At 67.7% G+C, this 21,756-nt stretch carries 16 protein-coding genes and 1 pseudogene; 8 read left to right on the forward strand and 9 right to left on the reverse strand.

Translation table 11 applies throughout. The features are described from left to right. The first annotated feature begins 180 nt into the window (after positions 1–180). Genes IPM80_18115 through IPM80_18125 form a run of 3 tightly spaced genes read left to right on the forward strand, consistent with a single transcriptional unit; the run spans position 181 to position 3,682 of the window. Positions 181–2,010 (forward strand): hypothetical protein, encoded by a 1,830-nt coding sequence (locus IPM80_18115; GenBank protein ID MBK8960270.1) that lies wholly within the window; start codon positions 181–183, stop codon positions 2,008–2,010. Between the two features lie 2 nt (positions 2,011–2,012). Beyond that, positions 2,013–3,431 (forward strand): DUF1501 domain-containing protein, encoded by a 1,419-nt coding sequence (locus tag IPM80_18120; protein ID MBK8960271.1) that lies wholly within the window; start codon positions 2,013–2,015, stop codon positions 3,429–3,431. Continuing rightward, positions 3,428–3,682, forward strand: coding sequence for a hypothetical protein (locus IPM80_18125; GenBank protein ID MBK8960272.1), 255 nt, complete (start codon positions 3,428–3,430; stop codon positions 3,680–3,682). Before IPM80_18120 ends, IPM80_18125 begins: the two co-directional genes overlap by 4 nt. Before the next feature lie 36 nt (positions 3,683–3,718). Here the strand turns inward: IPM80_18125 and IPM80_18130 are convergent, their stop codons facing one another. After that, positions 3,719–5,104: a DUF1329 domain-containing protein gene (locus IPM80_18130; protein ID MBK8960273.1), complete on the reverse strand. Its 1,386-nt coding sequence runs from the start codon at positions 5,102–5,104 to the stop codon at positions 3,719–3,721. 149 nt (positions 5,105–5,253) lie between these two features. Next, positions 5,254–5,709, reverse strand: a complete 456-nt coding sequence (locus IPM80_18135) for a hypothetical protein (GenBank protein MBK8960274.1) — start codon at positions 5,707–5,709, stop codon at positions 5,254–5,256. A 304-nt stretch (positions 5,710–6,013) separates the two neighbouring features. On the opposite strand from IPM80_18135, the pseudogene IPM80_18140 reads away from it, so the two are divergent. Both IPM80_18140 and IPM80_18145 read left to right on the forward strand, forming a co-directional pair. Then, positions 6,014–8,876 (forward strand): annotated as a pseudogene (locus IPM80_18140) (AMP-binding protein). Between the two features lie 102 nt (positions 8,877–8,978). Further along, positions 8,979–9,503, forward strand: coding sequence for a nuclear transport factor 2 family protein (locus IPM80_18145; GenBank protein MBK8960275.1), 525 nt, complete (start codon positions 8,979–8,981; stop codon positions 9,501–9,503). Positions 9,504–9,515: 12 nt separating this feature from the next. On the opposite strand, the gene IPM80_18150 is transcribed toward IPM80_18145, so the two are convergent. The 3 genes from IPM80_18150 to IPM80_18160 form a co-directional block, all read right to left on the reverse strand. After that, on the reverse strand, positions 9,516–10,148 hold the full coding sequence (locus IPM80_18150) for a flavin reductase family protein (GenBank protein ID MBK8960276.1): 633 nt from the start codon (positions 10,146–10,148) through the stop codon (positions 9,516–9,518). Positions 10,149–10,188: 40 nt separating this feature from the next. Further along, a complete protein-coding gene (locus IPM80_18155) occupies positions 10,189–11,271 on the reverse strand; it encodes a tartrate dehydrogenase (GenBank protein ID MBK8960277.1) in 1,083 nt (360 codons plus the stop codon). A gap of 94 nt (positions 11,272–11,365) precedes the next feature. Next, positions 11,366–12,343, reverse strand: a complete 978-nt coding sequence (locus IPM80_18160) for an aldo/keto reductase (protein MBK8960278.1) — start codon at positions 12,341–12,343, stop codon at positions 11,366–11,368. A gap of 137 nt (positions 12,344–12,480) precedes the next feature. Here IPM80_18160 and IPM80_18165 point away from each other — a divergent pair, with 137 nt between their 5' ends. Continuing rightward, positions 12,481–13,251, forward strand: coding sequence for an SDR family oxidoreductase (locus IPM80_18165; protein ID MBK8960279.1), 771 nt, complete (start codon positions 12,481–12,483; stop codon positions 13,249–13,251). A 75-nt stretch (positions 13,252–13,326) separates the two neighbouring features. On the opposite strand, the gene IPM80_18170 is transcribed toward IPM80_18165, so the two are convergent. The 3 genes from IPM80_18170 to IPM80_18180 form a co-directional block, all read right to left on the reverse strand. After that, complete coding sequence (locus IPM80_18170) at positions 13,327–13,776, reverse strand: Rrf2 family transcriptional regulator (GenBank protein MBK8960280.1); 450 nt, start codon at positions 13,774–13,776, stop codon at positions 13,327–13,329. 65 nt (positions 13,777–13,841) lie between these two features. Then, the gene (locus tag IPM80_18175) at positions 13,842–16,112 is read right to left on the reverse strand and encodes a nitric-oxide reductase large subunit (protein ID MBK8960281.1); all 2,271 of its coding nucleotides are present in this window, start codon (positions 16,110–16,112) and stop codon (positions 13,842–13,844) included. A 130-nt stretch (positions 16,113–16,242) separates the two neighbouring features. Beyond that, positions 16,243–17,157, reverse strand: a complete 915-nt coding sequence (locus tag IPM80_18180) for a glycosyltransferase (GenBank protein ID MBK8960282.1) — start codon at positions 17,155–17,157, stop codon at positions 16,243–16,245. A gap of 101 nt (positions 17,158–17,258) precedes the next feature. On the opposite strand from IPM80_18180, the gene IPM80_18185 reads away from it, so the two are divergent. Then, positions 17,259–18,422, forward strand: a complete 1,164-nt coding sequence (locus IPM80_18185; protein ID MBK8960283.1) for an NADH:flavin oxidoreductase/NADH oxidase — start codon at positions 17,259–17,261, stop codon at positions 18,420–18,422. Between the two features lie 24 nt (positions 18,423–18,446). After that, positions 18,447–19,673 (forward strand): carboxymuconolactone decarboxylase family protein, encoded by a 1,227-nt coding sequence (locus IPM80_18190; GenBank protein ID MBK8960284.1) that lies wholly within the window; start codon positions 18,447–18,449, stop codon positions 19,671–19,673. Between the two features lie 64 nt (positions 19,674–19,737). Here IPM80_18190 and IPM80_18195 read toward each other — a convergent pair whose 3' ends face one another. Beyond that, positions 19,738–21,708, reverse strand: coding sequence for a sigma-54-dependent Fis family transcriptional regulator (locus IPM80_18195; GenBank protein MBK8960285.1), 1,971 nt, complete (start codon positions 21,706–21,708; stop codon positions 19,738–19,740). Positions 21,709–21,756 lie beyond the last annotated feature (48 nt).

The following is a 21,756-nucleotide window of genomic DNA, read 5'->3' on the forward strand; positions in this document are numbered from 1 at the left end:
TAGCCGCAGCGCGAGGCATGCGTCTGCGCGCGCTTTGTGCGAGCCCTGTCACAGGGCGCGACAGGCACCGCCAACGCGCTGCCATACGGTTCTCAATTCCAAGGAGCTGACGTTGTACCTCGATCATCGGCCACCTACGCTCGACGTCCAGACACATTCGTTGAGACGGAAAACCGCGTTTTGAAATTCACCTGTGCCGCGCATCCGCGCGCCGCCGCGTCATGGCGTCCGCGCACCCTGCTCCTGGTCGCCTTGTCGAGCCTGCTGCTGGCGTCATCCGCCCATGCGGTGGTCAAGGGCGTGCCCGCATCCTTGCCAGGCCTGACCCAGGTCAGCGATGCGCGCTGGGACGCCACCGCGGTGCGCAAGGTGTTGCGCACCTTCGCCTTCGGCGGCCACGCCACCGACACGCAGATCGATGCATGGGCGGCCCTGAAACCCGAGCTCGCCATCGTGCAGATGCTGACCTTCAACGAGCACAACCTGCTGCTCTCGCCGGTCGATGCCTCGCTGCCCAAGGAAGCGATGCACAAGCGGCCGCAAACGCTGCGCGCGCTCGGCAACCTGTGGGCGACCAACAATAGCGCCAACATGCTCGAGCCGGAGGATCGCGCGGACTACGCGCGCAGCAGCTGGCATGGCGCGATGCTGACCTGGTCGCTGGCGGCACGCGTGCGCGGCGGCAATCCGTTCCGCCACCGCATCGGCTATTGGGAAACCAATTTCCATCTCGCCGTCAGCCATGCGCGCGGCGTGTCCAACTACCAGCTGGTGCGCTACTACGACGACGTGATGGCGTCACTGGCGCGCGGCGACAGCTACGACGCGGTGATCGCCACCAGTGCGCTGTCGGCCGCCATCGGCCAGCATTACGGCCACCGTGACAACCGTTACTACGATGGCGTGTGCTATTGCAACGAAGATTTCGCGCGCGAATTCCATCAGCTCGGCTTCGGCATCCTGGGTGTCGGCGATCAGCGCTATCACGAGCGCGTCACCATCAAGAACACCGCCGCCGCGCTCACCGGCATGTACTTCGTCAGCAGCGAAACGCGCAACGAATGGGAAGCGGAAAAAGTCGTGTTCGGCACCAACGGTCACGTACCGAAGGCGCTTCCCATCCTTCACCACACCATCGCCGGCGCGAACAGCCGCGACAAGATCCGCACCCTCGCGCGCTTCGACATCAACTACAAGGAAAGCCTCGCCAACCTGCCGGTGATGATCGTGCAGTCGATCGCCGACGACAACGTGTCCGCCCAGGAAGCCGCCGCGCTGCGTCGCGCCTGGGCCAGCATGGCGGACAAGGACCTGCTGCGCTTTCTGCGCGCCTATGCCATTTCAACGCAGTTCCATTCCGCCACGCGCGTCAAGCAACTGACCAGCCTCGAACGGCACATGGTGATCGCCAACCGCTTCGCCGACACCAATCGTGAGCAGTACCACGACATTCCGGAGCTGTGGCGTCTGTATTGGGAGGAAGAAGTGATCCCCTTCGAACCGTGGCACGAGGTGTTCGGTCACCAGAACGGTCCGGAGACGGCCGGCAGCGCCGCGCTGTTCCGCAAGAACTACAAGCGCGCCACCGACGCCAGCTTCAGCTACAGCGTCGAGGACTTCAACGACACGCCGCGCGCCAAGGACTGGCGACGACTCATGCCCAAGGGCCGGGGCTATTTCGTCGGCACCAGCGCCGAATGGTTGTGGCAACGCTTCGTGGCCGACGGCCTGAAGAACTTCGGCCCGTTGGAGCGCGCGCACCTGTACGCGCTGCTGGCCTACGGCCGCGATCTCGGCGCGGTGCTGCATCCGCGGTTTCCCGATACCGCTGTCACCCTCGCCGAGTTGAACGCGCCGGCCGGCAAGGCGTGGCTGGCCAAGGTCGCCGCCGCGCGTCTGCCGCTCGAGAGCAAGGATGCCGACATCCGCGAACGCACCAACGATCGCATCGGCGCGGCGCTGGATTTCATCATCGCCACGCCGTTCATGCTGGCCGAGGAAGGACGTTGAACATGGATCACCAGCCCGCGCGCCGCAATTTCCTGCGCACCAGCCTGGCGCTCGCGGCGGTGCTCGGCAACGGGCTGCCGTTCGGCATGAGCAATGCGCGCGCCGACGGTTTCGCCGCTCTCGGCCATCGCTTCCTGGCCAACATCATGTTGAACGGCGGCCCCGACATGCGCCATCTCTTGATGCCACGCTGGTCGTCGGTGGTCGGCAGCTACGGCCGCGAATTCTGGCGCGTGCGCGCCTCGGCGCAGGGCGCGGCGGACGATGCCGCGGTGCTGGAACAGCGCTGGAACGAGGATTACCTGCCCGCCGCCGACGGCGCCACCGAGTTCGGCATCCTCAAGCAGGCCGCGTGGCTGCACGACATGTGGAGCGCCGGCAAGGTCGCGCTGGTGTGCGGCGTGCTGAACGACAGCTCACGTGATCACGAACTCGCGATCCGCTCGATGGAGATGGGCAACCGCCTCGCCGACAAGTTCACGTTCGGCTCGGGCTGGGGTGGACGCCTGGCGCAGGCCGCCAACGGCAACGTGATTGCGCTCACCACTTCGCCGCGGCGCTTTTCCTTCGGCCCCAATCCGAATGCCCTGGGCAATCTCAGCCTGGTCGACAACCGGCGCATGATCCCGGCCGCCAACATGCGCGAGATCGCACTGGCCGAAGTCGCACCTGACGCGGACTATTACGGCTTCGGCGACAAGCTGAAACGCGGCTTGAAGCAGTACTACGCCGAGCGTCGCGCGAGCGTGAGCAAGCGCTCGGTCTATGCGCAGTTCTTCGAACACGAGCGCAAGCTGCGTGAACTCGGCGCAGTGGTCGACGGTCGGCTGGCCAGCGTGCCGGTGCCGGCGGCCATCGACGCGCTGTTCGCGGACGACAGCGTGACCGGCTACGACCTTGCGCTGCAGACCCGCAACCTCTACGACGCGCTGGCCTGCAACGACCTGCTCGACATCCATGTCGCCTCCATGGACTTCAACGGCTGGGACTCGCACAACAACCAGCGCGACGAGTTCGCCACCAATGCCAATGCCCTGTTCGGCGCCAGCGGCGCGCTGGCCACCCTGTATGCGGCCCTGCCGCCCGCCGTGCGCGCCAACGTGGTATTCCAGGTCGGCGGTGAATTCGGCCGCCAGCTCGCCGCCAATCTCGGCGGCGGCACCGACCACGGTGAGGGCCTGGTCACGATCTTGATCGGCGACGCGGTGGTGGGCGGTGTCTACGGCACCATGTTCCCGGACAGCGAACTCGCACGCCTGCGCCAGGACTCCGCGCAGATCGAAGGCGTCAATGCCATCGACCACGTGTTCGGGCGGGTCGCCGAGTGGGTGGTGCCGGGCTCCAAGGCCCAGGTTTTTCCCAACGCCGCCAGCGCGCCGCTGGAAGCCGGCCTCGACCTGTCAGGAATGTTCAGCGCATGAGCACGCTACACACACGCATCGCGTCGACGACGCTGGTCCTGTTGTTGGCGTCGACGCCATCGCTTGCCGCCGAGCCGGCCGCGCCACCGCCGGGGGCCGAGGCCGCGGCGCTGGAAAACCAAGCCGCGACCCTCGAAAGCGCGATCGAGCAGGAATGCCGCAAGGTCGCGCGCGAAGCGCGACCCCAGTGCCACAAGCAGCGCGCGCAGGCGGTGGCGCGACTGCGCGCGCAGGCGGCACGCAAGCGCTGACGACGCGCAGCGCGCTCGGCGCGCCGCGATCGCTGCTCAGGTGCCGAGGCGCAGCATGGCCGCGCGCGTCATGTATTGATTGACCATGTCACCCTCGGGATCGAGCGCGGTCTTCCAGTTGCCACGACATTGCTCGGCCTGGTGGAAGCGCGTGACCTTGTTGCTCTGCACGTCGTGGCTGATGGCCCAGTTCCAACTCCACTCCGGGCGTCCGTCACGGGTGAGCTGTCGCGTATCGCCGGCGATGCGTTGACCGCCGCCGCCTTCGAACCCTTTCCATGCCTCGCCGCGCCGATCGTAGGAGATCGCCTGTACCGGGCCCATGTTGCGCGCATCGATGTAGATGCGGCGCTTGGACACCGGCGCGCGAGGGTAGCCAATCGGCTCGCCTTCGAACACGATCACCTCGGGGATGAGCTCCTTGCTCACGTAGTAGTAGGTGTGGTCCTTGCCGCCGCCGACGGTTTGCGGTTCCCAGTTGTCGTTTTCGGGGCGCCACTGCTTCGAACTCGACCCCAGGAACGGGCCGCGATGGATGATTTTGAAATTGCCCCAGGTCAGCATCGGGTCACCAGCCGCCCAGGCGTCCGACAGGTAGAGATTCATGCCCGGCATGTAAGGCTCGAAGCGTTGATTGGACGGGAAGCGCCGCACACGCTTGAACTGCGGCAGGAAGCCATAGAGTTCGGGAAACCTGCGCTGGTCGTAATCCCACACGCTTAAGAAGCACGAGCCCTTCACATCCAGCGTGTAGGTGAACCACACCGACTGCAGGCGCGCCTTGTCCTCGTAGCCGGCAAGGTAGGGACCGCCCGCCGCCGGGTCCACCAAGCCCGTGCATTGCTGCTCGGCCCACACGAAATCGTACTCGTACTCGAGATCGCCGTCGGCGCCGAACACCTGCGACGGAATGGCATACAGGGCGCGGTCGTGACGTCCCCAGCTCAAGGTCAGGTTGGCGATGACTTCGGCGCCGGTGCTGGCGTCGGGAAACGGCAGGCCACCTATCCACGGTTTGCCGTCGCGCGTGACGACGTTGCCTTCGGCATCGAAGCCGGCCTGGCCCTGGTTGCGCAGCGTGGCATCGAAAAAGTACGGCGGGTACATGGCGTCGGCGCGCGTCTCGGCGTGCTGGATGACGAACTTGCGCCGGTCCTGTTTGACTTCCTGGAACAGGATCGGGTCGACCAGGTCCTGCACCAGGTCGATGCTGTCGGCATCGATCACGTCGCCGGGCTTGACGCGGCCCTTGGTGAAGGCCTCGATGTCCATGAGTTCATCGGGATAGGCGCGGCCGGTCTCGGCGCTGCGAGCAATTTCCGGCCACAGCGCGCCAAGCACACCGACCTGGCCGAAACCGCGTGCGGTCGCGGCCAGGAAGTGCCGACGGGCAAAATCGAAATCGAATTTTCTGATGTGCATGGAGCGCCTGCCATGAAGCCACGGGCGCCGCGACCTGCGACGCTGCCGTGAGCATAGCAGGGGCTTGGGGGGTCGCCGCTCGACGCGGCGGCGAATGGGGCAAGGGCTGGCAGCCGCGCGCCGTCGTGGGCGCGCGTCAGGTTGCGCGGTTATGGCCCGCCGGTGGCGACCAGCCCGGTGCTAGGGGGCGGAGCCATCAAGGCCTCCACCCGCTGCGCCGCGGATTCGCAGCCGTCGAGACTGCGCGCGACCTTGAGCTTGTGTTTCACCGACTGCTTGCGGCCCTCGAGATGACGCACGACCGCGCGCGTCAAAGGGCCACACGCTTCGGTCATGCGGCCTTCCGCGCGCAGCAGTTCGGGCTCGGCGCTGGCGAAGTCCTCGCGCAGCGGATAGCGATCGAGCAGCGCATCGGCGATCCGACTCTGGTAGACGAAGACGCGCTTGGCGCGCGCCTCGGTGTCTTCCTCGGCATGCTGTGCCACGGTCGGCACGACCTCGGCGCTGCGCGGCGCGACGCCGGCGCAGCCCGCCAACCATGGCAGCAAGGCCACACCCATCACGGCCACCGGTCTCGACAGGCACGAAGCTAGCGAAAAAGACATACGTGTTTCCTTGCCGCAAGGCGCGTCACTTCGCGTCTCGCATTCGAATGTCATGATAGCGGGCGATGCGTACCGCGCGAGTGTGCAAACGCCGCAATGTGAAGCACACCGCATGCCTCGCCCACGAGCGCCCGAGCGTCGCCACCGGGTGATGCGTAGCGACACGCGCGGTGCACGCCGCATCACCCTGGTCCTGGCGTTAGCGGCGCCTGGCACGGCGGCTTGAGGCCTCGCCTCGTCGCCCGCTTTGCACGCCATGCAGGGCGATGACTCAAGCACGACTTCGGTCGGTATAGTGGCGCCAATGACTGCCCACCCCAGCCCTGTCGCCGACCCGTCGGCCGCGACCGAACACGCCCTGCTGACGCTGGTGAACGCCGTGGCCGGCGAACTGCATCGTGGCCACGCGGGGCTCGCGGCCGCGCACCTCGATACCTCGCTGGAACGCGAGCTCGGCATCGACAGCCTGGCGCGCGTCGAACTCGGCATGCGCATCGAGCGTCACTTCGGCCACACCATCGCCGACCAGGCGCTGTTCGAGGCCGAGACGCCGCGCGACCTGTTGCGCGCGCTGGCCGGCGCCACGGGCCTGGTGCAGAACCTCGCCACCGCGCCCAGCGCGACGCCCGCCGCCGCCGGCGGCGTGATCAGTGTGCCGCGGGAGGCGCGCAACCTGGTCGACATGCTGGCCTGGCACGTCGAACGCCATGGCGAACGGCGCCACATCGAATTGTTCGAGGACGGCGGTCAGGGCGAGATATTGAGCTACCGCGCACTGTGGGACGGCGCGGCGCGGGTGGCGAGCGGACTCCAGCGCGGCGGCCTCGAAAGCGGCGCGCGGGTGGCATTGATGCTGCCTAGCGGCTGTGATTATTTCTTTGCCTTCTACGGCGTGCTGCTGGCCGGCGGCGTGCCGGTGCCGATCTATCCGCCGGTGCGTCGCGCGCAGCTCGAGGAGCACCTGCGCCGCCAGGGACGCATCCTCGCCAACGCCCAGGCATCGGTGTTGATCACCACCGACGACGCGCTGCTGGTGGCGCGCCTGTTGACCGCGGCGGTGGCGAGTCTCGGCAGCGTCACCACCGTCGCCGAACTCGGCAGCCATGGCGCGCACTTCGAACGCGCCGCGCCGCCGCCCGACGCGCTCGGCTTTCTGCAATACACCTCCGGCAGCACCGGCGATCCCAAGGGCGTGATGCTGTCGCACGCCAACCTGCTGGCCAATATCCGCGCCGACGGCCAGGGCCTGGCCGCGACCAGCGACGACGTGTTCGTGAGCTGGCTGCCGCTCTACCACGACATGGGCCTGATAGGTGCGTGGCTGGGCAGTCTCTACCATGCCGTGCCGCTGGTGCTGATGTCGCCCCTGACTTTCCTGGCGCGACCGCAGCGCTGGCTGTGGGCCATACACCGCTATCGCGGCACGCTGTCGGCGGCGCCCAACTTCGCCTACGAGTTGTGCGTGTCACGCATCGCCGACAAGGACCTCGAAGGCCTGGACCTGTCGAGCTGGCGGCTGGCCTTGAACGGCGCCGAGGCGATCAGCGCCGACACCATGCATGCCTTCATGCGGCGCTACGCGCGCCATGGCCTGCGCGGCGATGCCATGCTGCCGGTCTATGGCCTCGCGGAGTGCGCGGTGGGCCTGGCCTTCACGCCGCTCGGCCGCGGCCCGCGCGTCCATGTCATCGATCGCCAGGTGTTGGCGCGCGAGGGGCGCGCGCTGGTCGCGCCCGACAGTTTGCCCGCCGAAGCGACGCGCAGCGTGGTCGGCTGTGGCGTGCCGCTGCCGCGTCACGAGATCCGCGTGGTCGATGATGCGCGCCGCGAACTGCCGGAACGGGTCGAAGGCCATGTGCAGTTTCGCGGACCGTCGGCCACCCGCGGCTACTGGCGCAACAGCGAGGAGAGTGCGCGCCTCGTCGGCGCCGACGGCTGGCTGGCGAGCGGCGATCGCGGTTACCTGGTGGGCGGCGAGCTGTTCCTCACCGGACGTGTGAAGGACATCATCATTCGCGCCGGGCGCAACATCTACCCGGCCGAACTGGAAGACGCCATCGGCGCGCTGGACGGCATACGCAAAGGCCATGTCGCGGTGTTCGGTTCGCCCGATCCGGCGAGCGGCACCGAGCGCGTGGTGGTACTCGCGGAAACGCGCAAGCGCAACGCCGAATCGCGCGCCGCATTGGAGGCAGCGATCAAGGCGCTGGCGGCCGATCTCATCGCGACGCCGCCCGAGGTGGTGGTGCTGGCGCCGCCCAACACCGTGCTGCGCACCTCCAGCGGCAAGATCCGGCGCAGCGCGTGTCGCGCGCTCTACGAACAGGGCCGCATCGGCGCAGCGGGCACGGCGGTATGGAGGCAGGTGCTGCGACTGGCGCTGGCCGGCGTCGGCCCGCAGTGCGCGCGCGCTGGGCAATCTGCGCGCGTGGCTCTATAGCGCTTACGCGTGGAACGTGTTCGTGCCGCTCGCCATCCTGACCTGGCTGCTGGCGATGCTGCCCGTGCCGGCGCGCCAGGTATGGCGCGGCGCACGCATCCTGGCGCGCCTCGCCGCCCGTCTGACCGGCACCAAGCTCGAAGTCGATGGCCTCGACGCGCTGCCGCCGAGCGGCCAGGCGGCGGTGCTGGTGGTCAATCACCAGAGCTATCTCGACGGCATGCTGATGCTGGCGGTGTTGCCGCGCCCGCCGCGTTTTCTCATCAAGGCGGAGCTGCGCGACTCGGCGCTGTTGGCGCGACCGTTGACACGCCTCGGCGCGCTGTTCGTGGAACGCTTCGATGCGGCGGGCGGCATCGCCAGCATGCGCATCGCGGCCGCGGCACTCGCCGACGGCGAGCTGCTGGTGGTCTTTCCCGAGGGCACGTTCAAGCGCATGCCGGGACTGCTGCCCTTCCACATGGGTGCGTTCACGGTCGCGGCGCAAACCGGCGCGCGCCTGGTGCCGGTCGCGATCCGCGGCACGCGCGGCATCCTGCGCGCCGGCAGCTGGTTCGTGCGCCACGGCGCGATCCGCGTCAGCGCCGGCCACGCGCTCACGACCGGCGACGAGGACGGCGCCTGGCAACAGTCGCTGGCCTTGCGCGATGCCGCGCGCGCGCACATCCTCGGTCACTGCGGCGAGCCGGACCTGGCCTACGAATCGAATGCCGTCACGCCCGACTGAAAGGCGCGGCGCGCGGCTTCCCCATTCCGGTAGCCTTGCCGCCGTGCCGCGCCTTCCCGTTCAATGGCAGGCGCGCATGCGCGCGACCGAGGACCGACGACCATGACCCTCACACTCGAAACGCTCGCCGCCCGTCTCAAGGTGCTCGAAGATCAGGAAGCGGTGCGCCACACCTGGCGTGACTACTGCAAATGCCTGGATGCCGATGACTGGCAGGGACTCGCCGACGTCTACGCCGCCGACGGTGAACTGGAAATGGTCGGACTCAACACCCTGGTGCCCGGCATCGACGGCCGCTATCGCGGGCGCGAGCACATCATCGAACGTTTCTACAAGCCGGCCATGGACAGCGCCGCCAACATCGGCAAGGGCCTGTTCGCGACCGGCCACATCAGCACCAACATGCAGGTGGAACTACACGGCGACGAGGCCACCACCCTCGCCTACTTCTTTGAAATCGTCGCCAACAACACCGTGCTGATCGGCACCTACCAGCACCGCATGCAACGCGATGCCGATCGCTGGCGATTCAAGTTCCTGCGCATCTCGGTGCGCTACCACGCCGAACTCAAGGTCGACAACGTCGGCGGCCAGAGCCTGGTCGAGATCCTGGCCAAGCCGTTCTAGCCGGCTACACGCTCAGCGCTGTGGTTTGCCCGGCGCGTTGGCGCCGGGCCTGACGAGATCGAACCTGTCGGTGGTGCGGGTATAGGTGAAGCCCGCCATGCGCCCCACCGGACGCAGCTTGTCGACGTCGATACGGAAGTCGTCGAAGTATTCGTCGTCGATGTGGAAGCGCACCACTTCGCCGATCACCAGCGAGCCGCCCATCGGCAGGGTGCTCATCTCCACCACCTGGCGCAGCTTGCACTCCATCGCGATGTGCGATTCCTTGACGCGCGGCACGGCCACCAGGTCACTGGGCACGGGCGTCAGGCCCGACACCTCGAATTCGTCCACCTCGGGCGGGAATTCCGCCGAGGTTTCGTTCATCGGCCGCACGATGTCCTCCGACACCACGTTGACCACGAACTCGCCGAGCCGCTCGGCGTTGTTGAGGGTGTCCTTGCGTTTCGCATCCAGGCTCAGCATCGGCGCGAAGGCGATGCACGGCGGATTGGCGCTGACGGCGGTGAAGAAGCTGAACGGCGCGAGGTTGTAGATACCGTCGGCGCCCATGGTCGACACGAAGGCGATGGGCCTCGGCAGTATCGAACCAATCAGCAGCTTGTAGATGTTGAACGGTTCGGTCGATTTGGGATCGATGACCATGGTGCGCCTCTTGTGCTTAGTTGTTGTCCTGTCGCCCAGCTCAAGCCGACGCGAGCTGTGTCGCGATGGCCTGGCCGAGATCGCGCGTGCTGCCGCTGCCGCCGATGTCGCGCGTCAGCGGCGCATCGCGCGGGCCGGCGCGCAGCACGTCCTCGATCGCCGTCAGCACCGCCGCGCCGGCTTCCGGGTGACCGAGATGATCGAGCATCATGCCGCCACACCAGATCTGGCCGATGGGATTGGCGATACCCTTGCCGGCGATATCGGGCGCCGAACCATGCACCGGTTCGAACAGGCTCGGATAGCGGCGCTCGGGATTGATGTTGCCGGACGGCGCGACGCCGATGGTGCCGGTGCAGGCCGGGCCGAGATCCGAGAGGATGTCGCCGAACAGGTTGCTGGCCACCACCACGTCGAACCAGTCGGGATGCAACACGAAGTGCGCGGACAGGATGTCGATGTGGAACTTGTCGAGCCGGATGTCGGGATAGTCGGCGGCCATCGCCGCCACGCGCTCGTCCCAGTACGGCATGCTGATGAAAAGCCCGTTGGACTTGGTGGCCGAGGTCAGGTGCCGCGCCGGCCGTTTCGAGGCGAGTTCGAAGGCGTACTTGAGGATGCGATCGACGCCGGTGCGGGTCATCACCGTTTCCTGGATCACGACCTCGCGATCGGTGCCGGAAAACAGGCGGCCGCCGACATTCGTGTATTCGCCCTCGGTGTTCTCGCGCACCACCAGGAAGTCGATTTCGCCGGGCTTGCGGTCCGCCAGGGGACTCTTGATGCCGGGCAGCAGGCGCACCGGCCGCAGGTTCACGTATTGATCGAACTCGCGACGGAACAGCAGCAGCGAGCCCCACAGCGAGATGTGATCCGGCACCGCATCCGGCCAGCCCACCGCACCGAAATACAGGGCGTCGTAGCCGGCCAGCAGCTCGAACCAGTTGTCCGGCAGCATCTTGCCGTGGCGCGCGTAGTAGGCGCAGCTCGAGAAATCGTACCAGTCCCATTGCAGCTCGATGCCGAAGCGACGCGCGGCGGCGTCCAGCACGCGCACGCCTTCCGGCATCACCTCGGTGCCGATGCCGTCGCCGGGAATGACGGCGATGCGATGTTTGCTCATGCTGTGGAGGCGGGCCGCGATGAATTGGTCATCAGTATAGCCATGCCCATGCCAAGCGCCGACCCCGGCGTGGCCCGGGCCTGGGTGCGTGGTCTCAATCGCTGTCGATGGACGCCGCCAGCGCCGGCGTGTAGCGATGGCCTGCGATGTTTTCCGGCGCGAACATCGCGGCCAGGGTGGCGACATCGGCCGCCGAGAGCGCGATGTCGGCCGCCGCCATGTCCTCTTCCAGCCACGCCACGTGCTTGGTGCCCGGGATCGGCGCCACGCCCTCGCCTTGCGCTAGCAGCCATGCCAGCGCCACCTGTGCGGCGCTGTGACCGCGTGCTTCGGCAAACGCTTCGAGTTCGGCGACCAGCGCGCGGTTGCGCTTGAAGTCGTCACCGATGAAGCGCGGCATGTCGTGGCGCAGATCGCTGCTTGGCCAATGCACGTCGTTGATGCGGCCAGTCAGCATCGCGCGCCCGAGCGGACTGAAGGGCACGAAGCCGATGCCGAGTTCGCGGCAGGTGGGCAGCACGTGGCGCTCCGGGTCGCGCGTCCACAGCGAGTATTCCGATTGCACGGCGCTGATCGGATGCACCGCGTGGGCGCGACGCAGGGTCTTGGACGAGATCTCCGACAGGCCGATATGGCCAATCTTGCCGGCCTTCACCAGCGCCGCCATGGCGCCGACGGTGTCTTCTATCGGCACCTTGGGATCGAGGCGATGCAGGTAGTACAGATCGATATGGTCGGTGCGCAGCCGCTTGAGGCTTTCCTCGCAGCGCGCCGCGACCTGCGCCGGGTCGCCATCGATGCCGCGTTTGCCATCGGCGCTCTTGACGATGCCGAACTTGGTCGCGAGTGTGAACTCGTGACGGCGACCGGCCAGCACCCGTCCCAGCAGTTCCTCGTTGTGGCCCATGCCGTAGGCATTGGCGGTGTCGAGAAACTTCACGCCGACATCGAGGGCGCGATGCAGCGTGCGCGCGGATTCGGCCGCGTCCGCCTCGCCATAGGATTGCGACATGCTCATGCAGCCGAGGCCGAGGACCGTCACTTCGAGTGTGCCGAGGCGGGTGGTTTTCATGGGGGCTCCAGTTCGATGCGCGCGACGCGCCGGACTATAGCACTCGCCTCGTATCGCGCCGCGGTCCTCGCTATAGTCGCAACGACAAACGCCAGTGCGCGTGTCACCACTACTCGATAGATCAGGGGAGCACACCCATGGACCTTGGACTCAAGGGCAAATGCGCCATCGTCACCGGCGCCACGCGCGGCATCGGCCGCGCCATCGCCGAACAACTGCTCGGCGAAGGTTGCAAGGTTTCAATCTGCGCACGCAAGGCCGACGAAGTGGCGAGCGCGGTGGCGGCGCTGCGCGCACTGGGCGGCGCCGACGCCACGGTCCACGGCGGCGTCGCCGACGTCGCCAGTCGCGAAGCCGTCGACGCCTGGGTGGCGGCCAGTGCCGCTGCGCTGGGCGGCATCGACGTGGTGGTGGCGAACGTCAGCGCGCTGGCCGGCGCGCCCGGCGAGGACAGCTGGCGTGCGGGCATGGAAATCGACGTGCTCGGCACGGTGCGCACGGTCGAAGCCGCGCTACCGCATCTCGAGCGCTCGAGCGCGGCGTCGATCGTGGCGGTGTCCTCCACCGCCGCGCTGGAAGCCTTCGGCGGGCCGCGCGCCTACAACGCGGTCAAGGCCGCCGTCATCAACTACGTGTCGAATCTCGCCACCCAACTCGCGCCCAAGAACATCCGTGCCAACACCGTGTCACCCGGCACCATTTATTTCGACGACGGCGTGTGGGGCGCGCGCAAGCGCGACATGCCGGCCATCTACGAGGCCGCGCTCGCGCAAAATCCCATGGGCCGCATGGGCACGCCGGCGGAAGTGGCGAACGCCGTGGTATTCGTGGCAAGTCCGGCGGCGAGTTTCGTGACGGGCGCCAACCTCGTGGTGGACGGCGGCTTTACGCGGCGCGTGCAGTACTAGGCGATCGCGGATGGCATGAATGTGCGAATGAATTCGCACCTACATGTCACCGCCACGCACATTCACTGCCGACGCCTAAAGCCTCCTGCGCTCGTCGATCAACAACACCCGCGCCAGCGCCTTGTGGTTCACCAGCAGGTCGGCCAGGGTGTACTGGCTGAGCACCGTCTGGAACGCCTCCACCGCTTCGCGCAGGATGCCGCGCAGGCGGCAAGCCTTGACGATGCCGCAGGTGTTGGCCCTGGCGTCGAAGCACTCGGCCACCAACGCATCGCCTTCGGCGGCCTTCACCACCGCGCCGATGTTGATGGCTTCGGGCGCGCGGGCGAGTTCGATACCGCCGCTGCGGCCCCGCACATTGGTCAACAGGCCTTCCTGTCCCAGGAAATGCACGACCTTCATCAGGTGATTGCGCGAAATGTCGAAGGCGCTCGCGATCTCGGCGATGGTCGCGCGCCGATCTGGATCGGTGCCGAGATACATCAGTACCCTGAGGCAGTAGTCGGTGAAACTGGTCAGGCGCATGCTGCGTTCCTCGTCGCGCGCCGGGCAGCCCCTGCCGCCCGGCTTTGCATGAGTCTACTGACAATTCACACCGCGCGTGGCTCGGTGTGGGTCAGCGCCTTGCCGCGCGGCTGCCACAACAGGCGCGCCGCGTAGCAGGCCAGCAGCACGCCGCCGACGGCGAACACGATGTCGCCCGGCACGCGCAGCCACACCAGGCCTTCCATCACCTTGGAGTGGATGACTTCCGGCGAACGCGCATACCACAGGCCGTGGCTGATGCTGGCCCAGGCCTGGTAGATGCCGGCCGGCAGCAAGGACATGAATACCATCATGGCGAGCCCGCCGTTCAGCGACCAGAACGTCCAACTGAGCACGCGGTCGGCGTGCACGGCATGGGCATACAGGCCGCGCAGGCAGAACAGCATGAGGCCGATGCCGAGCATGCCATACACGCCGAACAGCGCGGCATGGCCGTGGGCCGGCGTCATGTTCAGGCCCTGCACGTAGTACAGCGATGCCGGCGGATTGATGGCGAAGCCCAGCAGGCCCGCGCCCACCGTGTTCCAGAAGCCGACCGCGACGAAGAACAGGATCGGCCAGCGGTAGTTCGCCACCCACGGCGCCGCGCGGCTGCGACGGTAGTTCTTGAAGCCTTCACTGCCGAGCAGCGCCAGCGGCACCACTTCCAGCGCCGAGAACACCGCGCCGATGGCGATCACCGAGGTCGGCGTGCCGGTCCAGTAGAGGTGATGCAAGGTGCCGAGGATGCCACCGAACAGGAACACGATGGTCTCCATCACGATCGCGCGGTTGGCGCTCGCGGCGCGCACCAGGCCGAGACGCGTGAACAGCAGCGCGATCACCGCGGTCGCGAACACTTCGAAGAAGCCTTCCACCCACAGGTGCACCAGCCACCAGCGCCAGTATTCGATCATCGAGTAATGGGTATTGCGCCCCCAGGCCAGGGACGCGGTGTAGAACAGGCCGATGCAGGTGGCCGACAGGAACACCATGGCGACCAGGCCGCGGCTCTCCGACGGACGCTTGAGCGCCGGCCACAGCGCACGGCCCATCAAGGTCAGCCACAGCATCAGGCCAACGAACAGCAACACCTGCCAGATACGGCCCATGTTGGTGTATTCCAGGCCCTGCGCGCCCAGCCAGAACGAGAACTCGACGCCCTGGCGTTGTAAGGCGCCCAGCCACGCGCAGGCGGTGGAACCGGCGACGACGAAGATCAGCGCCCAGAACAACGCGTGCACGCCCAGCGTCTGGAAGCGTGGTTCATGCCCTGCCAGCAGCGGCGAGATATACAGGCCGGTGGCAAGCCACGCGGTCGCGATCCAGAACACGCCGAACTGGGTGTGGATGCTGCGGCTCATCGAGTAGGGCAGGATGTCGCCGAGCGGCAGACCGAAGAACGCGCGACCTTCGACGGCGTAATGGGCGGTCAATACGCCGACCGCGATTTGCACCAGGAACAGCGCCACCACCACGAAGAAATACTTGCGCGTGGCGAGCATCGAGGGCGTCGGCGTGGCGCCGAACAAGGGGTCGTGCTTGGGCGGCTCGGGATCGGCGCCTTCATCATGCGCGGAGTGATACCACAGCATGCCGGCGATACCGCCGATCAGGAGAATGATGCTGACCAAGGTCCACACCGCGCTGCCGGTGGTGAGCGTGTTGCCCACCAGTGGCTCGTGCGGCCAGTTGCTGGTGTAGGACAGGCCGCTTTCGCCGGGGCGGTCGGTGGCGGCCGCCCACGAAGACCAGAAGAAGAAGCCGGTCAGCGCCGCACGATCGCTGGCGGCGGGCACCAGGTCGTCGGACATCGCGTACTGGTCGCGCAGTTTCTCCAGCGCCGGATCGCTCGCGAACAGTCCGGCGTAGTGCGCGGCCACCGCGCGTATCGCTTCGGCGCGCTGCGCGGAGACCGTCAGCACACCGCTGGCCGCGTCGTAGGCGTTGTGGCGCATTTCCTGGCGCACGCGCGCATCGACCGCGGCCTTGCCGGGCGCCGCCAGGCTGGCGTAGTCGGTGGCGTAATCGGCTTTCGCGTAGATGGCGGCCAGCGTGGTCGCCTCGCGGTGCAGCCAGTCGGCCGACCAGTCGGGCGCCACGTAGCTGCCGTGGCCCCATACCGTGCCGAGCTGTTGACCGCCGGCCGCCAGCCACACGCGCTGACCGAGTTGAATCTCGTCGCCGCCGTAGAGCTTGCTGCCATCGCTGCTGACGACGGCGGTGGGGATGGGCGGCGCCTTCAGGTAGATCTCGCGACCTATCCAGCCTAGCACCGCAAAAGAGGCGACGAAGACGACGCCCAGCCAAGTCCAGAGTTTTCGAGTGGGTTGCATGATGGCCTCGCAAGGACAACGTTGGAATTCGTCATCAGTGTCGGCCGCGGGCTTTAAAGATTCAATAAAAATGCCTCTTTAAAGACGCATTTATGATGCTTGTTTGAGCGCGATCAAGTATTGGCGGGGCTCAGGCGCCCAGGCGCCAGCGCTGATGCCGGCGCCCGCCGCGGCCGGCGAGGCCATCGACGACGCCGGCCAGGGTCGCCCAGCATTGCGCGGCGCGGCGCGGCTCGTTGAGCAGCGCCGCCAGCAGCCGCGCGGCGATGCTCGGCAGGGTCTCGCGGTACAGGCGCGCGCCGAAATGGCGCCGCGCGACGAAGATGCGGTTGCGCGTGTCGTAGTAGCGCTTCCACGGCGGCAGGGCGAGGCAATGCAAGGTCTTGCCGGGCAATGCGAATCGATAGCTGGTCGAGGGCGGATGATGGATGCGGCTGGCGGCCACCATGCGCAGGCGCGCGCCGGCCGCGCAGGCGCGCAGGCAGTACTCGAGATCGTCCGCCGCCAGGAAGAACTCGGCGTCGGGCAGGCCGATGCGCGCCACCAGTTCGCGATGTACGAAGATGCCGAGGAACGGCAGGAACTCGACGTCGGCTTCGGCCGGCAGTTCGGCCAGCGAATGCAGTCGGCGACCATCGGCGGTGAGGGTCATGGCCCAGGCGAGGCGCTCGCCGGCCACCGCCGTCGAGCCATAGACATTGCGCGGCTCCGGCGCGACGGCGAGCAACGCCTGCAACGCGTCGCACGCCGGACGCGCGTCATCGTCCATCATCCACACCCAGTCGGCGCCGTCGGCGATGGCGCGCTCGAGGCCGACCGCGAAGCCGCCCGCACCGCCGCGGTTGTCGGCCAGGCACTGGTAGTCGACCTCGGCACGCGCCAGCCAGCCGGCGGCGCGCAAGGCCTCCGCCGTGCCATCGCTGGAGGCGTTGTCGATGATGTGGATGCGCGTCGCCGCGTGGCTTTGCGCCGCCAGCGCCGCCAGGCATTCCAGCAGCAGGGCGCAACGGTTGTAGGTGACGACGACGACGGCGATGTGCGGCATGGCCCATTGTCGCAGACCGCGCAGCGCTTGCCGCCCCTCGCGCTGCTTGCCGCCGCGCGAAGCGAGCCCTTATCCTGCCGCCAACCTGCCGAGGAGCCGCCATGCCCGACCTGTTCAGTCCCTACACGCTCAAGGACGTGACCTTGCGCAATCGCATCGCCATGTCGCCGATGACCATGTACCGCTCGGTCGACGGCCTCATGAACGACTTCCACGTCATGCTCATGGGCTCGCGCGCCGCCGGCGGCTTCGGCCTGGTGTTCCCCGAGCAGATTGCGATCACGCCCGACGGCCGCACCAGCGTCGGCTGCGCGGGCCTGTACGACGACGCGCAGATCCCGGCCATGCGTCGCGTCACCGACATCATCAAGGACATGGGCGCGGTGGCCGCCATCCAGCTCGGTCACACCGGCCGCAAGGGCAGCGAAGTCAAACCCTGGGAAGGCGGTGCGCAGTTGCCACCCGATCACCCCGACGGCTGGCAGGTGGTGGGGCCGTCCGCCATCCCCTACGGTGGCAAGTACCAGTACCCGGTACATGAACTCAGCCGCGCCGAGATCAAGGCCATCCACCGCGCCTATGCAGACGCCGCGCGGCGCGCCGTCGACGCCGGTTTCGAATGGCTGGAACTGCACTTTGCGCATGGCTATCTCGGCGCGAGTTTCTTCTCGCCGCTCGCCAATCAGCGCAGCGACGAGTACGGCGGCAGCCTCGAGAACCGCGTGCGCTTTCATCTCGAAGCGATCGATGCGGTGCGCGCGGTGTGGCCCGAACGCCTGCCGCTGACCATGCGTTTGGGCTCCGACGATTTGAACGAGCGCGGCGTGCAATTCGACGAATCCATCGTCGCGGTCGGCATGATGAAGGAGCACGGGCTCGATCTGGCCGATCTCAGCATGGGTTTCAACACCGACGACATGCAGGAGAAGCCGTTCGCCGAGATCGGCTTCATGCTGAGCCGCGCGCAGCGCCTGCGCCGTGAGGTGGGCATGCCGGTCGCGACCAGTTGGAACCTCGGCATCCCGGCGCTGGCCGATCGCGTCATCCGCGAGGAGCTGATCGATCTGGTGCTGCTCGGCCGCCCGGCGCTGTCCAACCCGCATTGGCCGGTGTGGGCCGCGCGCGAATTACAGCATCCCGATCCCTTCGGCCTGGTGCCGGAAGACTGGGCCTGGTGGCTGCGCAACTTCCGCGCCCACGAATCGTGCATAGGCTGGCCGCTGCCTGAAGCGGCGGACGTAGAGCAGCTTGCGAGCGCCGGCTGACGCCGGCCCGCGCAGCCCACCCGCATGTCCGATTCGAGCCGCGACCAGCGCTATGTGCGCGGCCTCGCCGTGCTGCGGCATATCGGCGGCCCCGACTACGACGCGCAACTGAAAGCCGCGGCCGAAAGCGCGCCCGAACTGTCGCGCCTCACCATCGAATTCGCCTACGGCGAGATCATCGCGCGGGACGGCCTCGCCCTGCCCTTGCGCCAGGTGGTGACGGTCGCCGCGCTGCTCGCCCATCGCAATGCCGAGCGACAGTTGCGTTACCACATGGTCGGCTATCTGAATGCCGGCGGCGAAGCGCGCATCCTGGTCGAACTGCTGTTCGTGAGCATCGCGGTGCTGGGCTTTCCGGTCGCGATCCATGGCATCGCGCTGGTGCGCGACATCTTCACGGAACGCGGCATCGACTTCGCGCGCATCGCACCGCGCGCCGACGACGGCAGCACGGCGCTGCGCGCCGGGCATGAGGCCATGGCGCGCATGCTGGGCGATGCCGCCGCGCCCACGTTGGCGTCGTGGTCCGAACTCGACACGGTGTTCGCCAATTGGAGCGTGGCTTTCGAATACGGCGAGATCTTCAATCGCGATGCGCTCGACGCGCGTACCCGCGAGCTCGCCATCGTCATCATGTTGGCCAGCGCCGGCAATCGCGCCACGGCGCTGGAACGCCACGTCGAAGCGGCGCTGCGCGCCGGCGTGCAGCACACCGAACTCACCGAAGCCTTCATGCAGCTGGCGGTCTACGCCGGCTTCCCGACCGCGCTCAATGCCATCACCACCGCCAGCGCGGTGTTCAAGCGCGGCGCGCCGTCGACCAGCGCCGCGAGCGCGCCGACCTCGCCCGCGGCCGCCGAGCCGCGCGCGGCGCGCCACGCACGCGGCCTCGACGTCATGGCCCGCACCTCGCGCGGCGCCGGCACCACGGTCATCGCGGGCTTCGACGATGTCGCGCCCGACATCGGTCACGCCATCGTCGAACACGCCTACGGCGATGTCTTCGCGCGTGACGCCATATCGCTGCGCATACGTGAACTCGCCGCCTGCGCGGCCTTTGCCGCGGTCGGCAACCAGGTGATGGCGACGCCCCTGCGCGTGCATGTGCTGGCCGCCCTCAACACCGGTGCCACGCGCGAGGAGATCACCGAGGTGTTGCTCAACCTCGTCCCCCACTGCGGCTACCCAACGGTCGAACACGCGCTCGCCATCGCCAACGAGGTGTTCGCCGACGCCGCCCAGCAGGTGTGAATTCATTCGCACACTTCGGCTGCCAGGCTGACGCCTGACCCACAAGGCGCGGCTGGCGGCAGGCTCAGTCGAGCGAGTACTCCACCAGCTTGCGATACAGGGTGCTGCGCGAGATGCCCAGCGCCCGCGCCACCCGTGAGCGATTGCCGGACTGGGCGCCGAGTTCGCGCGCGATGGCATCGCGCTCGAGCTCGGCGATGGTCTTAAGGTTGGGCGCCGGCAGCGGTCGCGTGACGGCGAGATCGGGCGGCAGGTCGGCGCTGGTCAACAGGTCGTTTTCCGACAGCACGTACATGCTCTCGACGACCGCGCGCAGTTCGCGCACGTTGCCGGGCCAGGCGTGGCTTTCGAGCACCGCGCGCAGGTCATCACCGATGCGCTTGGGCCCGAGCCCGTATTGTTCATTCAATTCGTGGATGAAGGACTCGGCAAGGCTCACGATGTCGCCGACCCGCTCGCGCAGCGGCGGGATGGCCAGCAGCAGCACGCGCAGCCGGTAATAGAGATCGCGCCGGAAACGCCCTTCCGCCACCGCCGCTTCAAGATCCTGGTCCGAAGCCGCGATCACGCGCACCGACAGCGGCCGCTCGCGACTGCCGCCGACGCGCAGCACGCTCTGTTCCTGTACCAGGCGCAGCAGTTGTACCTGCAGATCGGCCGGCAAGGCGCCGACTTCGTCGAGGAACAAGGTGCCGCCGTCGGCTTCCTCGAACTTGCCGCCCTGGCCCTTGGGCATCGCGCCGTTGAAGGCGCCACCCTCGTAGCCGAGCAATTCCGTGGCGGCGGTGTCGCGGTTCAATACGTCGCACTTGAGCGCCACGAACGGGCCGCGCGCGCGGCCCGACGCGTCGTGGATGGCGCGCGCCAGCGCCAGCTTGCCGCTGCCGGTTTCGCCGAGCAGCAACACCGGCGCGGCGGCGCGTGCAACGCGCAGCGCCTGGCGCTTGACCTCGCTCATGGCGGGGCTGTCACCGACGATGGCGCGGAACTTGTCCGCCCACTCGCTGGCGCCGGCCGCCATGCCGGGCGCGCTCCCGACCTTCTGCGCGCTGGCGCGCCGTATACCGTCCAGCACCAGCAGGCCGCCCTGCCATTCATTGCCGCTGCCATAGCCTTCCAGCGCCAGCGCGCGCAGCTGCGCCGGCAGGTTGCGCAGGCAATCGCCGGCGGTCGCGCCGCGTTCCAGTTCCACCAGCGGCGTGCCGCGTTGCAGCCGATCGACCAGCGAGTGATCGCGGAACAAGGATTGCGCGTGGCCGTTGCTGGTGACGATGCGGCCCTTGCGGTCGAGCAGCATCAGGGCATGGTGGGACCAGCGCGGGAAATTCGACTGGTACCACTGCATGAGTTGCACGTTGCGCGCGAGCTCGCGCGCATGCAGGGCCTGTTCGACCTGGTGTGCGGCGGCCGTCGCCAGCGCCAGCGAATGGCCGTGCTGGGTGGCGCCGAAGGTGGTGACGTCGATGACGCCGACCAGCGAGCCGTCGACGCTGTCGCGCACCGGCACCGCCGCGCAGGCCCAGTCCTTGGCGAGCGCGCAGAAGTGCTCGACGCTCTCGACTTCGGCGGCCTGTCCGATCTCGATGGCGGTGCCGACGGCATTGGTGCCGGCGCCGGGCTCGCTCCACTCGTAGCCGGCGCGAATGAAGATCTCCGCCGCCCGGTCTTTCATGTTAGGGCTGCCGCTGACCTCGAGGATCACGCCGCGCGGATCGGTCACCAGCAGCATGCCCTCGGTGTCGTTGAGCAGATCTGCCAGCAGACGCCAGGTGTTCTGCGAGGCCACCAGCAGTTCGTGGTTGAGTTCGCGCAGTCCTTCCAGGCGCGCCTCGTCGTCGGCCGCGCACGGCGGCAAGGTCGAGCCGGGCTCGATGCCGTGCTCGAGGCAGCGCCGCCACGATTCGCTGACCATGTCGCGCAGGCCCGGGTCGACCAGTTGGCCGCTGCTGGCCATGGCCTCCCAGGCACGTTCGACCTTGTTGCGGTAAATCTTGCTGGACTGGCGCCGCGTGCGCCCGAGATCGGCCTGTTGCATAGAGAACACCTGGGCCAGCCAGGGCTGGCGTGAGACGCGCCGCGCAAG

The organism is Pseudomonadota bacterium (assembly GCA_016719885.1).
Classification (GTDB): Bacteria; Pseudomonadota; Gammaproteobacteria.